Origin of the sequence: Mesorhizobium sp. M0894 (assembly GCF_040319725.1) — a bacterium.
GTDB lineage: Bacteria > Pseudomonadota > Alphaproteobacteria > Rhizobiales > Rhizobiaceae > Mesorhizobium.
The window spans coordinates 103,979-118,522 of the sequence record NZ_JAMYOG010000002.1 but is presented as its reverse complement, the minus strand read 5'-3'; the positions used below and the strand labels follow the sequence as shown (position 1 = coordinate 118,522).

At 60.6% G+C, this 14,544-nt stretch carries 17 protein-coding genes; 5 read left to right on the top strand and 12 right to left on the bottom strand.

Annotation, left to right across the window (positions count from 1 at the left end; translation table 11 throughout):
- Positions 1 to 37: 37 nt before the first annotated feature.
- The 4 genes from NKH91_RS03885 to NKH91_RS03870 form a co-directional block, all read right to left on the bottom strand.
- Positions 38 to 1,123, bottom strand: coding sequence for a hypothetical protein (locus NKH91_RS03885; RefSeq protein ID WP_352677220.1), 1,086 nt, complete (start codon positions 1,121 to 1,123; stop codon positions 38 to 40).
- A gap of 21 nt (positions 1,124 to 1,144) precedes the next feature.
- Positions 1,145 to 1,462 carry a hypothetical protein gene (locus NKH91_RS03880; protein WP_352677221.1) on the bottom strand — a complete coding sequence of 106 codons (318 nt, stop codon included), beginning with the start codon at positions 1,460 to 1,462 and terminating at the stop codon, positions 1,145 to 1,147.
- 35 nt (positions 1,463 to 1,497) lie between these two features.
- Positions 1,498 to 1,737, bottom strand: a complete 240-nt coding sequence (locus tag NKH91_RS03875) for a helix-turn-helix transcriptional regulator (protein ID WP_352677222.1) — start codon at positions 1,735 to 1,737, stop codon at positions 1,498 to 1,500.
- 247 nt (positions 1,738 to 1,984) lie between these two features.
- Positions 1,985 to 2,221, bottom strand: coding sequence for a helix-turn-helix domain-containing protein (locus NKH91_RS03870; protein WP_352504313.1), 237 nt, complete (start codon positions 2,219 to 2,221; stop codon positions 1,985 to 1,987).
- Positions 2,222 to 2,390: 169 nt separating this feature from the next.
- Here NKH91_RS03870 and NKH91_RS03865 point away from each other — a divergent pair, with 169 nt between their 5' ends.
- Positions 2,391 to 2,900 carry a helix-turn-helix domain-containing protein gene (locus NKH91_RS03865; protein WP_352689267.1) on the top strand — a complete coding sequence of 170 codons (510 nt, stop codon included), beginning with the start codon at positions 2,391 to 2,393 and terminating at the stop codon, positions 2,898 to 2,900.
- A 21-nt stretch (positions 2,901 to 2,921) separates the two neighbouring features.
- Here the strand turns inward: NKH91_RS03865 and NKH91_RS03860 are convergent, their stop codons facing one another.
- From NKH91_RS03860 to NKH91_RS03845, 4 genes are all read right to left on the bottom strand, one after another.
- Positions 2,922 to 4,175, bottom strand: a complete 1,254-nt coding sequence (locus tag NKH91_RS03860) for a CapA family protein (RefSeq protein WP_352677224.1) — start codon at positions 4,173 to 4,175, stop codon at positions 2,922 to 2,924.
- A gap of 74 nt (positions 4,176 to 4,249) precedes the next feature.
- Positions 4,250 to 5,098 carry a transporter substrate-binding domain-containing protein gene (locus tag NKH91_RS03855; RefSeq protein ID WP_352677225.1) on the bottom strand — a complete coding sequence of 283 codons (849 nt, stop codon included), beginning with the start codon at positions 5,096 to 5,098 and terminating at the stop codon, positions 4,250 to 4,252.
- 52 nt (positions 5,099 to 5,150) lie between these two features.
- Positions 5,151 to 5,900 (bottom strand): ABC transporter permease, encoded by a 750-nt coding sequence (locus tag NKH91_RS03850; protein WP_352950955.1) that lies wholly within the window; start codon positions 5,898 to 5,900, stop codon positions 5,151 to 5,153.
- A 13-nt stretch (positions 5,901 to 5,913) separates the two neighbouring features.
- On the bottom strand, positions 5,914 to 6,573 hold the full coding sequence (locus NKH91_RS03845; protein ID WP_352677227.1) for an ABC transporter permease: 660 nt from the start codon (positions 6,571 to 6,573) through the stop codon (positions 5,914 to 5,916).
- A 270-nt stretch (positions 6,574 to 6,843) separates the two neighbouring features.
- On the opposite strand from NKH91_RS03845, the gene NKH91_RS03840 reads away from it, so the two are divergent.
- Entirely contained in the window at positions 6,844 to 7,791 is a 948-nt protein-coding gene (locus NKH91_RS03840; protein WP_352883431.1) for a LysR family transcriptional regulator, read from the top strand.
- Positions 7,792 to 7,948: 157 nt separating this feature from the next.
- Here NKH91_RS03840 and NKH91_RS03835 read toward each other — a convergent pair whose 3' ends face one another.
- Positions 7,949 to 9,043 (bottom strand): site-specific integrase, encoded by a 1,095-nt coding sequence (locus NKH91_RS03835; protein WP_352883429.1) that lies wholly within the window; start codon positions 9,041 to 9,043, stop codon positions 7,949 to 7,951.
- A 128-nt stretch (positions 9,044 to 9,171) separates the two neighbouring features.
- Here NKH91_RS03835 and dusA point away from each other — a divergent pair, with 128 nt between their 5' ends.
- A complete protein-coding gene (gene dusA / locus NKH91_RS03830) occupies positions 9,172 to 10,164 on the top strand; it encodes a tRNA dihydrouridine(20/20a) synthase DusA (RefSeq protein ID WP_352883426.1) in 993 nt (330 codons plus the stop codon).
- Positions 10,165 to 10,173: 9 nt separating this feature from the next.
- Here the strand turns inward: dusA and NKH91_RS03825 are convergent, their stop codons facing one another.
- Both NKH91_RS03825 and NKH91_RS03820 read right to left on the bottom strand, forming a co-directional pair.
- A complete protein-coding gene (locus NKH91_RS03825) occupies positions 10,174 to 10,878 on the bottom strand; it encodes a TIGR02281 family clan AA aspartic protease (protein WP_023717649.1) in 705 nt (234 codons plus the stop codon).
- 13 nt (positions 10,879 to 10,891) lie between these two features.
- Positions 10,892 to 11,125 carry a DUF1289 domain-containing protein gene (locus tag NKH91_RS03820; protein WP_031193575.1) on the bottom strand — a complete coding sequence of 78 codons (234 nt, stop codon included), beginning with the start codon at positions 11,123 to 11,125 and terminating at the stop codon, positions 10,892 to 10,894.
- A gap of 174 nt (positions 11,126 to 11,299) precedes the next feature.
- Here NKH91_RS03820 and NKH91_RS03815 point away from each other — a divergent pair, with 174 nt between their 5' ends.
- On the top strand, positions 11,300 to 12,298 hold the full coding sequence (locus NKH91_RS03815) for a nicotinate-nucleotide--dimethylbenzimidazole phosphoribosyltransferase (RefSeq protein ID WP_352482679.1): 999 nt from the start codon (positions 11,300 to 11,302) through the stop codon (positions 12,296 to 12,298).
- 4 nt (positions 12,299 to 12,302) lie between these two features.
- On the opposite strand, the gene NKH91_RS03810 is transcribed toward NKH91_RS03815, so the two are convergent.
- Positions 12,303 to 13,817, bottom strand: coding sequence for a sensor histidine kinase (locus NKH91_RS03810; RefSeq protein ID WP_023717647.1), 1,515 nt, complete (start codon positions 13,815 to 13,817; stop codon positions 12,303 to 12,305).
- Between the two features lie 75 nt (positions 13,818 to 13,892).
- Here NKH91_RS03810 and NKH91_RS03805 point away from each other — a divergent pair, with 75 nt between their 5' ends.
- Positions 13,893 to 14,516 carry a thermonuclease family protein gene (locus tag NKH91_RS03805; RefSeq protein ID WP_352847905.1) on the top strand — a complete coding sequence of 208 codons (624 nt, stop codon included), beginning with the start codon at positions 13,893 to 13,895 and terminating at the stop codon, positions 14,514 to 14,516.
- Positions 14,517 to 14,544: the final 28 nt, after the last annotated feature.

Below are 14,544 nucleotides of genomic sequence, written 5' to 3'. Positions count from 1 at the left end.
CCATTTTCGTCTAAGGCCCCAACACCAAGACTTTCGATCAGGGCTTTCGAAAGGAGGGAAAAATTGCGGATATGCCAGCAAGAGCGCCCAGCGCGATCATCAGGACCGCGGCTCCGGAGCTAAGCTTCCCGGCGGCATTTGCGGCAATCATTCCTGGGCCGGCAGTCGCGATACCGATCGCAACAGCACGAATAGAAGCTAGGACAAGCGAGCCACCGAAGATCATCTGGAGAGAGATGTCTTGGCGTACACGATCTTCTCCGTCGCCCTCTGCCGAAAGGAATAATCTGATACCGCTAACGCGCCTCATCACCTCCGGTTCGGCTGCAAAAACGTAGCGCTTCAAGTCATAACGTGAATCGATGACGCTGCGTTTGGCGGATGCAAACTGGATCGAATCGTCATTTGCCTCGGCGACCAAGGCAAGTTCCTTTGGCGTCGACCGGGCACCATCTGCGTCGATGGGGTGCTCGAACAACCTAAGGCAGTACACCTCGCATTCGTAGCGCTTGCCAGTCGAAACTCGAAACGCGCCCTGCTCGACAGCACTCGACCGAGGCCAAGTTCCAAACCAGCTTCGGCCCGAGATCTTGCTGATCTGACGTACAGCGAAGAACGCGCTTTGCTCGGCCGCGAACGATTTATGACGGCTCAACTGCTTTGCAGTCTCCTCAAAGGCTTCGAATGTCAAACGCTGGTGCGGTCGCAACTCAAAGTCGAGGGAGAAGCAATAGATCTCACTCGGCCCTTGGGCTGCGCTAGGCAAGCGCTCGCGACAGGCAGGACTGATTGCTGCGCGCAATTCACCAGTTGTCGCTTCACTGACATAAGCATCGGCAGCAAGAGTAAAAATGTAAGACGTTCCGACGCTCTCAGCCCGAATAACGCGAGCAATGCGAATGGGTATGAGTTCATAGGGGATTGGATCACTGCTGCCGGCTACAAAACACACCAAGGCGTACTCGTCGGCGAGTTGCTCGCGGGGGACTCTGCTACGAACATCGCCAGCAAGCCACTTACCGTCGTAGCGGAACTGCATCTGGCCGCCACGTGGAAGCGCCAGCATGCGGATAATATCATCAGCATAGCGGGCTCGGGCCGACGAAGACAGGAACACGATCATAGAGCCCGCCTTTTGGCCTGACTAACGCACGAAATTGGGCTGGCCCGGCTTCGTTTCCCAAATAAGGTGGATCCAACCCTTAGGAATGTAGTGGGATAAGCCGTTACTGTCGAAGATGCGATGGCCGCCGCTGTCGCTGACGTTGAGCCTCTGCGGACTATCGATCCGGACCTTTGCACCCGATTCAAAATGGTATTCCCGCCACGCTTCGCTGGAGATATCGCTGAAAACGAGATCGCTTTCGTTCTTGAATTCCGACGCTGTCGCAGAGGCCATGATGAGGTTCCCTGTCTCTATTCCAAATTTCATACAGTGATTTGGCTTCACGCGCAGCTTCATTCTCAGGCGCGCCTGAAGCTGTGCTTTCGGCGCCGCTAACGCCGTTTGACCAAGCGCACGCCAGCACCACCGCCGTTCTCCGGAATAAATTCTATACCGGCAGCTTCGAGTGCATCACGAATGGCACCGAGGTTGTTGCGATGTGGGACGCGCAAGCCTCGTTCGAAATCCACAACCGTAGCGCGCGAAACACTTGCAGCTTCCGCCAGTTCGGCTTGGCTCCAGCCGAGCATCGCTCTGGCGCCTCTGCATTGCTCCACCGAAATTTGGCTCATTAGCTAAAATCAGTCTTTTTGTTTGACTACGGGTCGAATGTCAGCTTAAATGTCCAACGTTAGACAATTTGCGACCTAGTTGATGGGCGGATAGTGCAGCATGCGCCCACCCTAGCCACGACCAAGTTTAAGCGAGCTCGAATCCATGGGTGATTCGACAATACCATGACTTTGTCTCTCGTCACCCGCAGGAGGGCACTTGTGGCAATTGCAATTGCGAGAACCTGGCTTTCAGCCAACGGGGCATTCAAGCATGAGGATCTAAGAGCCGTACACCCTCACCCTTTTGACCAGCGGACAGAAATTCGACACCTGCTTTTGTGAGAGCCGCCTCAATGGCCTGCAAAGTGCTGATACGGGAATCTACCTTGCCGTTTTCCAACCGGGTCAGCGCATTCAGCGACACAATTGCCTTGTCAGCAAGCTCCTGCTGCGACCAACCAAGCAAAGCCCGTGCGGCTCGAATCTGTCGTGGACTGACCATGAGTCCACAATCGGCAGGCAGATTTTCTTCGCCACCTATAGGGTCATTTTGCACCCTATAAGGTATATTAAATGGCGAATCGACCTGCAGATGACATCGGCGCGAAGGGCCCTGAGCGTACGCGAGAGACTCTCCATCCGGCTGACTAGTGGAGGTTCGAAAGGCCTTGTTGAAACCGCAACGCACCGTCCTCCTTCGGACGGGGCCGAAGCCAAAGATCGACAGTGACCCTCATCCCGCCGATCAGCATGTCGGCAGGCAGATTGCAATGGTTCGCGTCCAATCGGACGTCTCGCAAGCCCAGCTTGCCCGATCCATAGGCATCAGTTTCCAGCAACTTCAGAAATACGAGAACGCGAGGAACCGCGTGAGCGCGTCGATGCTCTACGAGATCGCCAACTCGCTCGACGTTCCTGTCGGCCGCTTCTTCGAAGGCCTGCCGGGAAACGATGAGACCCGCGTCGAGGCGCGGCCCCTGCCGGTCGATGAGCGCCTGGATTTCATCGCCAGCGCAGAGGGGCGGCGTCTGATCGAGGGGCTAGTGAATCTTCCGCCGCGTGTGCGCGGTCGCGTCTCGTCCCTGATCGCAGCGTTAGGAGAAGAACTGACCCTCCTAGACACAAAGGCGGATAGCGAGACGGCCGGCGAATCCCCGCCGGCCGAATGCAAGACCGTCTGACGGCCGGTGGGGCCGTCAGCGTCAGCCGAATTTTCGTGCAGCGGGCAGGGCGATGCGGCCGCAAGTCGAGGACACTTCGATTTCGACGCCGAACGCCCGCGATCGGGTGGCAAATCCCTCGAGGATGTCTCGCGCCGCACTTCCTGTCGCGCCGACGGGAACCACTCCGCCTGTTGCTGATCGAAGAGACGGAGGGTCCGCGACGATCACGACGGGCAGGAGGTCTATTTTTGCGAGGTGTCCGCCCGCATCATAGCGGCACGCGGCGACGATGCTTTGCCAGACTTCCGGAGGATCCCATTCGTTTTCGTCTGGGTGGACGTGGAAGAGGAAGTTTCCGAGGCCATAGAAGATCGGCGAGCCGTTGTAGATCTCCACGGCCTGCAGCACCGGCGCGCCGTGGCTGACGAACAGGCTCGCGCCGGCGTCGATGCACATCCTGGCAAAGGCTTGCACCCAGCGCGGCACATCCTGCCAACCTGGTTCCCAATGATGGTGGTGCAGATAGGCAATGACGAAATCACCTTGAGCCGCGGCGTGCCGGATGGCGGCCAGATGGACACTCGCACTCCGCTGATCGACTTCGATGAGGCGGCCAAAATCGGCGGCCTGCGCGAATACGGTGCCGTAGAAATTGATCTCCTTGCCGGCCATCACCTCTACCGGGTCCTCCGGTTGCGCATAGTTCGCCAGTTCAAAGGGGGAGCTTTGCAAATGAGTGCCCAGCCTTGCCAATCTGCGGAAATGGCCGTCCGGCACCCCCATCTTGCGAACGGTGTTCAGATGATTGACGCCGGGCCGAGCCGGCCGGAAGGCGGTGCGGTCCTCGGCATACATGTTGGTCGGGCCGGGGCCTGCATCCATCGCAAGAAGCGCGACCTCGCGCGCGCCCAGCCGGTGGCGGCCCGGTTTCCTCGCTTCCGTCTCGTCGGCCCCGATGCCGGCATGGAGGAAACCCCGCGCTTCCACCTCCTCCAGCGTCGAAAGGATGCCGCCAGCTCCGAGATCGAAGGCGTGGTTGTTCGCGAGCGCAAGCGCGTTGAAACCGATGGCCTGCAGTGCGTCGAGCACTTCAGCACTGGAATATCCAAAGTATTTGCCCTTGGTCGGCCACCCGCCGTGCTTGCCCAGGATCGTCGACTCGAAGTTGGTGAAGACGACGTCGCCTTGGCGCAGGAAGTCCGTAACCGCGATGAAGCGTTCGTCTTTGACGTCACGGATGTCGTGCTTGATCAGGGATTGGCCGGTAACGACCGCGCAGAACTGGTCTTTCATGGAGCTCGCCTTGAAGGAGGGGAGGGCGCCGGCGTTCACGCTGGTGCCACGTCAATGTCGAAGTCGGTTGCCGCCTATTGCGAGATGGCCGGCGAGATATCGCTCTTGAACCATTTCAGGCTCAGCGCCTTGATCGTCCCATCCTTGGTAGCCGCGTCGATGGCCGCGTTGAACTTGGCGAGCAACTCGGTATCATCCATGCGCATGCCGGCGCCGACGCCCGGCCCCCAGAGCCCGCCCTTCAGTTCCGGCCCGAAAAACACCACGTCCGAGCCGGAAGGCGTCTCCAGAAAATCCCGCCAGGTGAAATAGTCGGCGAGGCCGCCGTCGATGCGACCCGCGGCAAGATCGAGCTTCAGATTGTCCAGGCTGTCATAACTGCGAATGGTCACGACATCGCCCAGGATTTCCATCACGACGGCTTCCGAATTCGACGAGCGCAGGGCCCCGATCGCCTTGCCGGCGAGTGTCGATCTGAGGCGTTCAATGGTTGCCTTTTCCTTGTCGCCGATGGTCGAAAGGTTGACCTTTTCCTTGGTGTCGCCGGCGTCGAGACCCAGGTCCTTGCGCACGACGAACTGGTTGAAGCCGGTGGCATAAGGGATCGAGAACGCGATCGACTGCTTGCGTTTTTCCGTGATCGCCATCCCGGACATGATGACGTCGAACTTGCCGACAAGCAGCGCCGGGATGATCCCGTCCCAATCCTGCGGAACGAAGGTACATTTGATCTCGATGCGACGGCACAGCTCCTGCCCAACATCGATATCGTAGCCGTAGAGTTGACCGTTCGCGTCGGTGCTGTCCCAGGGCGGCGAGGCACCTTCAGTGGCAATCGATATGACGCGCCCGCTTTCGGCGCCGGCGGGGAATGCCGACATCAGGGAGGCGATAGAAACAGCAATAGCCAGGGGTATGCGCATGATGCACCTCTTCGTTGGTTTGGATGGAAAGGGGAGCCCAGAACCTGCGGCGTCAGGGCAGGGGCGTCGTGATCTCTGGGTCAGGTAGGGCGGGGCGCAATCGCGCCTTTCGTCGACGCGCCGAATGGCCGTCGGTCGAAAGCCATCGCTCCAGCAACTGGATCGCTTTCACCGCGATCGAGGTGAGCGATAGGTAGATCGCTCCGGCGACGATGAAGATCTCGTACGGCGCGAACGTGGTCGACACCATCTGTCTCGCCATGCCGGTGATCTCGAGCAGCGTCACGGTGCTCGCGAGCGAAGAGCCCTTGATCATCCCGACGATCTCGTTGCCGTAGGCCGGGAGCGATATCCTGAAAGCGATCGGGAAGGTGACCAGGCGAGCGATCTGGAAGCGTTTCAAGCCGAGAGACGTGGCCGCCTCGGTGACACCCTTAGGCACGGACAGGAGACCGCGGCACAGGATCTCGGTGGTGTGTGCCGCGCTGTTCAGCGAAAATGTCAGAAGGGCGCACCAGAAGGGGTCGCGCAGGATCACCCAGAAGATGCTGGCCCGCACCGCCTCGATCTGAGCGAGGCCGTAATAGAGCAGGAAGAGCTGAACGAGCATCGGCGTCCCGCGGATCACATAGGTGTATGCGAGTACCGCGAGCGAGAGGCCAGGACGTCCAAACGCGCGCATGAAGGCCAGCGGCACGGACAGAAGAAATCCGGCCGTCAGCGACAAGACCGTCAGGGTCAATGTGAGACCAACGCCCGAAGGCAGGACCAATATTGCGTCAAACATCAAGCCGAGGTTCATGGGTCGCTCCCTCCTACCGGCCGAGTGCCGGATAGCGCCGCTCAGCCAGCCGGATCGACAGCAGCGTGACGGTGGTCAGCGAGAGATAGAGAACGGAGGCCGAAAGGTAGAAAGTTAAGGGTGCGCGCAAGGACCCGGCCCCCACATACGCAACGCGCATGATGTCGGTCAGGCCGACGATCGAAACCAGCGCGGTATCCTTGAAAAGCGAAATCCAGAGATTGCCATAGGCAGGCAGCGCAAGCCGCAGCATCTGCGGTCCGATGACGAACATCCAGCGCTGCCAGGCGTTCAGCCCAAGCGACTTTGCCGCTTCGGTTTGACCCGCTGGCACCGCCGCAATCGCGCCGCGAAACACTTCTGTCGCATAACCGCTGAAGACGACCGAGAGCGCGATAACGCCTGCGGTGAATGCGTTCACCTCGACATACCGGCCGGCGATCTTGCTGGCGAGCGTGGTTCCGCCGAAGTAGATGAGCAGGATAACGAGAAGTTCTGGTACACCACGGACGACTGTGGTGTAGGCGGTCACGACCGCGTTGAGGCGCGGTTTTGCCGTACCCTTCGAAATCGCCAAAAACAACCCAAATGCCGTACCAAGGCAGCCGCTGACAAGGGCCAGGCTGATGGTCACGCTGAGTGCGACAACAAACTGAGTAGTAAAACCACCCATGGGGCGCTTTCCTCGACTCGCAATTACCGAAGGATACGCCGGCCTTTGTCACTCAGACCAAGCCGTATAACCCAAGGTTGTGAATTGTTATATTTGTAATTTGGAGTTAATTTGACATATTCGCTAATTCTAGCGCATGAAATTACACACTCAATCTATAATTTTTATTATTTTATCTATAACGCGCCGTTATATACTGAGGTGGTTCGGTGCTCCTCAGGATGGCGATTTCTGCTTCCCGGGTGGTTATCAGGGAAAGGCGCGCAGGGAATGGAGTTGCTGCAGAGCGACCTGAAGCTCCGTCAGTTGAAGGTCTTCCGAGAAGTGTTGCGGGCCGGTTCGACACGGCGAGCAGCGGTTGCGCTCGGGATAAGCCAGCCGGCCGTCAGTCAACATGTGAAGCAACTCGAGACCACGCTCGGCATCACACTCTTCAAGAGATCAGCCAACCGCATCGTTCCCTTGCAGGAAGCCTGGGAACTCCTGCGAAACGTGGAACTTGCCCTGACGTCCCTGGATCGGCTTGAAGCGTCGATCTTCGCTATAAAGAACGAGGAAAAGCAACGGATTGGGATTGCCGCGCCTTCTGTTTTCGGTTTCGTGACCTTGCCCAAGGTCGTGGCGATTATCCGCTCAAAGACCGCTTCGAATGTCAGGTCGATTTCGGGAAGCTACGAGCAGATCGGCGAGCACATCCTGGCCGGGCGGGCGGATCTCGGAATCTCGAGATTGCCCTTGGATCCACGCCTGTTTGAGTGGGCGCCACTTGGATCGGCACGAAACGTATGCATATTTCATCCCGACCACCGCTTTTCAAAACAGACCTGTATCGAGGCTCAAGACCTGGCAGGCGAAACGATCGTCGATATCGATCCCCAGTTCGCCGCCCACCAAATGAACTTCAATGCCTTGCGCTTCGCCGGCGTCGAGCCAGACATACTAGTGGAATTCGACTGCAACGGTCACGAAGCCGGATACGTTTCGGCTGGCCTAGGCATTTCGATAACCAACGAGATCATCGCGCGTGAGTACGCTGCGTTTCACTTGGGAATAAGGCCAGTGGAGCCGTCCGCGCTCTACCACTACGTTGCGATTTGGCAGAAGGGCCGGACCTTTTCCAGCGCATTGAATGTCTCGCTCGAGGCGATCATCGCTGCGTTTTCCACGGAGCGGCCTGCGGTTTCCTTAGGAAGCGCCAATTTATTGGCGGTCGGCTAGGCTGTCCTCGCAGTTCGGATCGTGTGCAGGGTTTCCGGCTGAGATGCGTATATCAACGCAACATCTTCCAATCCTTGCGACCCGTGACAACATCGCTCAATCCATCCTGGATTCGTCGTTGTCCTCCCAGCAACGGCGGATGTCTGGCAAAGTGGTATTAGCCGATTGCTTGCCGCAACTCCGTATGTGGCGGTGTCTGTTGAAGCCTCGCCGCGATCACATGAAGTTGCTCCGGCCTCAAGTGGGTATAGCGGCGGAGCATCTTCCAATCCTTGTGCCCGGTGACCATGGCGACCTGCTCGATGGTGAAGCCAGCTTCGAATAGGCGACTTGTGCCTTCGTGACGCAGGTCGTGGAAGTGCAGATCCTCGATCTTAAGTTCATGACAGGCACGTCGGAAGGCAGTTCCGGCCGATTTCCCATTGTAGGGGAAGATGCGTCCCTTTCCCTCAGTGGAAAAACGCTGCTCTTCGAGGATCGCGCGGGCGTCGTAACCACTCACATCGAGGAGCGGAATACGCATGTGATTGCCCTTCTTGTGGCGTGGGTCCTTGCGATCTCGTATCAGCAGGGTGTTGTTGCGGTCATTCAGGTCCTCCCACGTAGCGTTGCAGATTTCCCCGAGCCGCATTGCGGTTGCGATCGCAAAGCGGATGATCTTGTCGACGGGGATAATCTGGAAGTTGTTTCCTCTGAAGTATCGGATCAGGGCCTCTATCTCGTCAAGCGTCGGTCGCCGATCGCGCTCGTTACCCTTGCCAACAAGACCCAAGCGGGTGAGGGCGACACGACCAAGTTCCACCGGCTCCGCTGAATAAGGCAGTCCATGCACAGCCGCGCCGTGCACCAGCAATGTCCGGATGTATCCGATGTCTATTCCAACGGTGACAGGTCCGGCGCCTTCCTCGGCTCGTTCCTTGCCGAACTTTATGACCTGTTCGCGATTGAGATCCGCGATGTTGAGCCTTCCGAGCCTGGCTCGTAGCAGGTCCAGGCTGAATGCCTTCGAACGCCCGGTCGCCTTGCCAACTTCCGCCATATCGGCGATATGCAGGTCGATCAGGTCGGAGACCGTTTTGATCCCGTCCTTGTGCTTGGGAGCAGGCTTCTGACCCAGGTCGATTTCTCGCTCAATTCGGCGCGCCCACATCTCGGCGTCCTTGCGGAGCGAGAAGCTGGTGCTGAGGTAGTGACCCTTGCAGCGAACCTGCACACGCCACTTGCCGGAAGCCAACTTGTTGATGGATGCCATGGGTGGTCTCTTTTTCGTGCACGCTGTGTGCACAGGGAGGAGTACAAAATGCGAAAACTGACGGATATCGTGTCGTACAAACGGCGAACGTGTGCACGTTTTAAGGCCCTGAAAATACGAGAAAAAGCGTGATAAATCAAGCCCATAGGATTTCCGTTGCGCCTATGATGGACTGGACGGACCGGCACTGCCGGTTCTTCCATCACCAATTGACGCGCGAGGCGCTGCTCTACACCGAGATGGTGGTGGCAGATGCGGTCATCCACGGCGCACGCGAGCGGCTGCTCGGCTTCGACGACAGCGAACATCCGGTGGCGCTGCAGCTCGGCGGCGCCGATCCGGGAAAGCTGGCCGAGGCGGCGCGCATCGGCGAAGCCTTCGGCTATGATGAAATCAACCTCAATGTCGGCTGTCCGTCCGACCGCGTCCAGTCGGGCACGTTCGGCGCCTGCCTGATGAAGACGCCGGTGCTCGTCGCGGATTGCGTCGCTGCGATGAAGGCGGCGGTGAAAATACCGGTTACCGTCAAGTGCCGCATCGGCGTCGACGAGCAGGATCCGGAACCGGCACTCGATGCCTTGGCCGACGGTGTTTTCGCGGCCGGCGCCGACGCGCTGTGGGTGCACGCCCGCAAGGCCTGGCTGGAAGGTCTGAGCCCAAAAGAAAATCGCGACGTCCCACCGCTCGACTATGGCCGCGTATATCGGCTGAAAGCCAGAAAACAAAACAAATTCATCGGCATCAATGGCGGCATTCAATCTCTTGCAGAGGCGCTGAGGCATCTCGACCATGTCGATGGCGCTATGCTCGGCCGCGCCGCCTATCACACGCCCGGGATACTGACCGGCATCGATGCCGCGTTTTACGGCGGCACGGCTGAGCCGTTCGATTTTGCCGCGCTGATCGATGCCATGGCGGATTACGCGGCACGCCATATCGAGCAGGGTGGACGCCTCGGGCATGTCACCCGGCACATGGTCGGGCTGTTTCACGGCCTGCCCGGTGCACGCCGCTATCGGCAGATCCTTTCCACCGAGGCGACAAAGCCGGGTGCCGGACCGCAGGTGCTCAAGGCGGCTTTCGCAGAAGTCGATTTCGGCAGGACCGCAGAGGCGGCCTGAGGAAAGAAGTTAATCCCGCAAAATCATGCGATCGCCACGGACGTCGAAGCCCGATAGCGAGCCGATGAAATTCATGCCGAGCAGGCTCTGGCCGAGCGTGCCGGGTGCGGCGATCATGATGGGCATGTCCTTGCGCATGATGCCGCCGATCGACAGCTCATCGGTTTTTACGGCGGCGGCGCGTGTCATGCCGTTGGCGGTAGAGATCGGTATGGTGAAGCGGAGAGCCGCCGAATTGAACCCGACCGCCAGTGCGTCCTCGGCGGTCAGCACGGTGCTGGTCGCGCCGGTATCGACAACCGTCAGGATCGGCGTCCCGTTGATCGTGACACGCGCTTCGAAATGGCCGTTGCCGGCCTTGTCCAGGGTGACGGTGGCATGGCCTTCGTCCACGCCCAGTGCCAGCGGACTGCCGGGAACAAAGCCGGCGGTGACGCGGCTGGCGAAATCCTGCAACTCATAGCGGTACTGATAGCCGGCGATCAGCGCCAGCACGATGGCACCCCAGGCGCCGAGGCTGCGGGCCATGGTGCCTAACGGCCTGCCCGATCTGAGCAGGCCGGCGCCGACGAGCGCCGCTAAAGCGCCAAGCCAGATCAGCTGGCTGAAATCGTAATTCTCAATGCCGAACGTGCTGCCGGCGGAATCGTTGAGCATGAGCAGGAGCACACCCGCCCCGATCGCGACGATCAGAATCCACAACAGTCGGTTCATCTCTGCGGCCGGTTCACGAGAGGGCGTCGCGTTCGCGTGCCATGCGGCTGCGACGGGTTTCCCGGCGGGGGCGTCGCTCGACCGTTTCCAGCCTTGCCGGCAGCTCGGCCATGACGCTGCGGCGGGTTTGCGGGGTCATGTCGATCCAGGCGGCGATTTCCTCGCGCGTGCGCCCGCAACCGAAACAGAAACCGGTTTTCATGTCGATCGAGCAGACCAGGATGCACGGGGATTCAATGGCCGTCATGAGGATTTCCTTGGCTAGCCTCCACATGGTGCAACGACAAAGTCAATGCAAGCCCTCCGGGGTGCGCCGCCAACAAGTGCTTTCGCGTCAATACCGCCAAGTTACGCCGAGGTTGTGCCGGCTGGCCAAGGCGGCTATGCCGCTCACCAATTCACAGGGACGATCGCCATCGACATGACCAGCGCGCTGCCTTTCGACGATTTTCGCGACCTTCTGGTGAGCCTGCCGCCGGCAGATATGGCGGCCAACGCCCGCGTGCGCCAGTTGTTTGCCAAGGCAGACAAGCCCAAAGGCTCGCTCGGCCGCATCGAGGACGTCGCCGCCTGGCTCGCCGGCTGGAGCGGCCGCGCGCCACCGGCGGTGACGCGGCCATTGGTGGCGCTCTTTGCCGGCAATCATGGCGTCACCCGCCACGGCATTTCGCCGCGCCCCGCCGCCGCCACGGCAAATGCGGTCGAGCTCTGCGCCGCCGGCGGTGCAGCGATCAACCAGATCTGCATCGCCAACGATCTCGGCTTGAAGGTGTTCGATCTGGCTCTGCACATTCCAACAGCCGACATCACCGAGGACGCGGCACTGGACGAGCGCGGTTGCGCCGCCACCATGGCCTTCGGCATGGAAGCGATTGCCGGCGGCACCGACCTGCTTTGCCTTGGCGACCTCGGCGTCGGCAATTCGACTGTCGCCGCGGCTCTTTGCGCGGCGCTGTTCGGCGGCACCGGCGCCGACTGGGTCGGCCCTGGATCGGGGGCCAACGCAGCGATGCAGAGGCGCAAGGCGGAGGTGGTCGATGCCGCGATGGCGTTTCACGGCGCGAGCCTCAAGGATCCGCTGGAAGCGCTTCGCCGGGTCGGTGGACGGGAATTCGCAGCGATCTGCGGCGCCATTCTGGCGGCGCGGATGCAGAAGATCCCGGTGCTGCTCGATGGGTTTGCGGTGACCGCGGCCGCTGCCGCCCTATATGCCGCCAACCCCGCCGCGCTCGATCATTGTCTCCTCGCAAGCCTATCGCCGGAGCCGGGCCATGCCAAGGCCGCCGAGCGCCTCGGCCTTCGCGCGCTGCTCGATCTGGGCGTCAGCCAGGGCGAGGGGGTAGGGGCGGCTCTTGCCGCTGGACTGGTCAAGGCGGCCGCGCTGACCAGCTCCGGCATGGCAGCCGCGGTCCGCGGTTAAGCATTCAGCGCCGGCGCGAAGCAACCGCCTTGGTCGGCAGCGCCGGCAGTTCCTCCATCACCCGGCTCAGCGGGAAGATGGCGATCGCCTCGGTGCCTTCGCGTAGCCTGGAATGGAGCTGGAATTCGCCGCCATGCATGGCCAGCAGGCCCTGCACGATCGGCAGGCCAAGCCCGGTGCCCTGTTCGGCGCTCTTGATGGCGATCGAGCCCTGGCCGAAGGCCGAGAGTACGATCGGGATCTCGTCTTCCGGTATGCCCGGCCCATTGTCCTTGACGGAGAGATATTGCCCGCCGCCCGCCGTCCAGCCGACGCGCACGCGGATTTCGCCGCCGGTGGCGGTGAACTTGATGGCATTGGACAAGAGGTTGAGCGCAATCTGCCGCACCGCGCGTTCGTCGGCGAACAGGCGCGGCAAGGCGTTTTCGAAATCCTGGACGATGCGGATGTCCTTGTTGCGCGCCTTCAGCTCCATCATGTGGCAGCAATCCTCGACGACGGAGAGCAGCATCATCGGCTCCTCATTGAGCTGGTAGCGACCCGCTTCGATGCGCGACAAGTCGAGGATTTCGTTGATCAGGTCGAGCAGATGCTGTCCGGAGTCATGCACGTCGCGGGCATAGTCGCGATAGGTCGGGTTGCTCATCGGGCCGAGCACCTCGTTGGCCATCACTTCGGAAAAGCCGAGAATGGCGTTGAGCGGCGTGCGCAGTTCGTGACTCATCGAGGCCAGGAAACGTGATTTCGCCAGATTTGCGTCTTCCGCCCGCCGCCGTGCCTCGTCCGACATCGATTTCGCCGTCTCCAGTTCGGCGATCAGCGCGTCCTTTTCGGAGCGGAACGACAGCAGCATCAGCGAGGAACGGTTGAGCTGGCGCGCCACATAGGCGAAGAAAGGCAGCGAAGCGATCAGCAAACCTGCCATGATCACCTCGACGGGCAGCCATAGTTTCGCACTGGCATAGGCATAGATGGCGACCGGGAGGGCGAAGGTCGCCAACAGCGCACCGCGCAGGGACGATGCCAGGATCGCGGTTGCCGACATGGCGAGCAGCAGCACCACCGCCTTGGCGACCTGGAACTGATCGATTTGGCAAGTTTCGCAGCCGAGCCATGCGAACCAGGCCCAGCCAAGCCCGCAAAGAAAATGGCCGATCAGGAAATCCCTATGCGTTTCCAGCGGGTTGAGCTCGGACGCCTGAGTGACGCGTCTCGCCATGAATGCAACGATGGTGTAGCAGATGAATGTGAACAGCGCCCAGACGCCGATCTCCTTGCCGACGCCCGCGAGCAAGCCTGCGGCGGCAGTTGCCAGAACGAGCAGCGGGACGACGATCACGCCGCCGGTCATCGACAGCGCGTGGAGCTTCAACAGCTCGCGGTCGAAGTCGGGATTTCCGGCTTGCTGCGAAAGACGGTCGCGCGTCTTGCGGACCGCGCGCGCGACATCGCTGTTGCGATGGCGTTTCCTGCGGTCCACAATAAACTTGTCCGCCGTGGTCGAGCGTTGCAGGGGCATGAAGTCTTCAATTTACGCGGGCAGCAATTTCAAATCGTTAAGCTACGTTCGAATGATTAACCAACGGTTTGCCATATGAGCCGTTCGTGGTCGCGATGGCCGCGCCAGCGATACTATGCGCCGCGCCCGCGAAGCCGGTGGCGCAGGCTGATGGACTATGGGCTGACGCTCATCGTGCTTGGCCTGCTGATCCTCCTGGCGGCGCGCCTCGACCGGGTGGAGACGCGCAAGGCGGAGGGCGCCGCGCTCGTCAATGACGGCGATAGCATCACCCTCGGCAGCGAGCGTGTCCGCATGCGCGGCATCGACGCGCCGGAATATTCGCAGATCTGCCGCAAGGACGGTGCCGACTATCCCTGCGGCAAGCTCGCGCGGCAGTCCCTGGTGCGGTTGATTGCCGGCAAAGCGGTTTCCTGCAGCGGCTGGCAGCGCGACCGTTACGGCAGGCTGCTCGGCGATTGCAAGGTCGGCGGCAAGGATCTCAACCGCGCTCAGGTCGAGGCCGGCTGGGCGGTCGCCTTTGGCGACTTCGAGACCGAGGAAGCCGCTGCGCGCGCAGGCAAGGCCGGCATCTGGGCCGGAACTTTCGACGAGCCGAAGAACTGGCGCGAGAGCCACGGGCACGAGCTGGTCGAAAGAAAACACGGGACCTTGGCGTCGATCGGCGACGCCCTGCGGGAGATTTTTCGCTTCTGGTGAGCTGCGCCTATAATTCGTCGTACGGACG

Coding starts and splice junctions, on each gene's coding strand:
- NKH91_RS03855 (WP_352677225.1), bottom strand. CDS start 5,098: ATGCGCATACCCCTGGCTATTGCTGTTTCTATCGCCTCCCTGATGTCG.
- NKH91_RS03880 (WP_352677221.1), bottom strand. CDS start 1,462: ATGAAGCTGCGCGTGAAGCCAAATCACTGTATGAAATTTGGAATAGAG.
- NKH91_RS03805 (WP_352847905.1), top strand. CDS start 13,893: ATGAGCCGTTCGTGGTCGCGATGGCCGCGCCAGCGATACTATGCGCCG.
- NKH91_RS03810 (WP_023717647.1), bottom strand. CDS start 13,817: ATGCCCCTGCAACGCTCGACCACGGCGGACAAGTTTATTGTGGACCGC.
- NKH91_RS03840 (WP_352883431.1), top strand. CDS start 6,844: ATGGAGTTGCTGCAGAGCGACCTGAAGCTCCGTCAGTTGAAGGTCTTC.
- NKH91_RS03860 (WP_352677224.1), bottom strand. CDS start 4,175: ATGAAAGACCAGTTCTGCGCGGTCGTTACCGGCCAATCCCTGATCAAG.
- NKH91_RS03885 (WP_352677220.1), bottom strand. CDS start 1,123: ATGATCGTGTTCCTGTCTTCGTCGGCCCGAGCCCGCTATGCTGATGAT.
- NKH91_RS03825 (WP_023717649.1), bottom strand. CDS start 10,878: ATGAACCGACTGTTGTGGATTCTGATCGTCGCGATCGGGGCGGGTGTG.
- NKH91_RS03835 (WP_352883429.1), bottom strand. CDS start 9,043: ATGGCATCCATCAACAAGTTGGCTTCCGGCAAGTGGCGTGTGCAGGTT.
- NKH91_RS03875 (WP_352677222.1), bottom strand. CDS start 1,737: ATGAGCCAAATTTCGGTGGAGCAATGCAGAGGCGCCAGAGCGATGCTC.
- NKH91_RS03850 (WP_352950955.1), bottom strand. CDS start 5,900: ATGAACCTCGGCTTGATGTTTGACGCAATATTGGTCCTGCCTTCGGGC.
- NKH91_RS03870 (WP_352504313.1), bottom strand. CDS start 2,221: ATGGTCAGTCCACGACAGATTCGAGCCGCACGGGCTTTGCTTGGTTGG.
- NKH91_RS03820 (WP_031193575.1), bottom strand. CDS start 11,125: ATGACGGCCATTGAATCCCCGTGCATCCTGGTCTGCTCGATCGACATG.
- NKH91_RS03815 (WP_352482679.1), top strand. CDS start 11,300: ATGACCAGCGCGCTGCCTTTCGACGATTTTCGCGACCTTCTGGTGAGC.
- NKH91_RS03845 (WP_352677227.1), bottom strand. CDS start 6,573: ATGGGTGGTTTTACTACTCAGTTTGTTGTCGCACTCAGCGTGACCATC.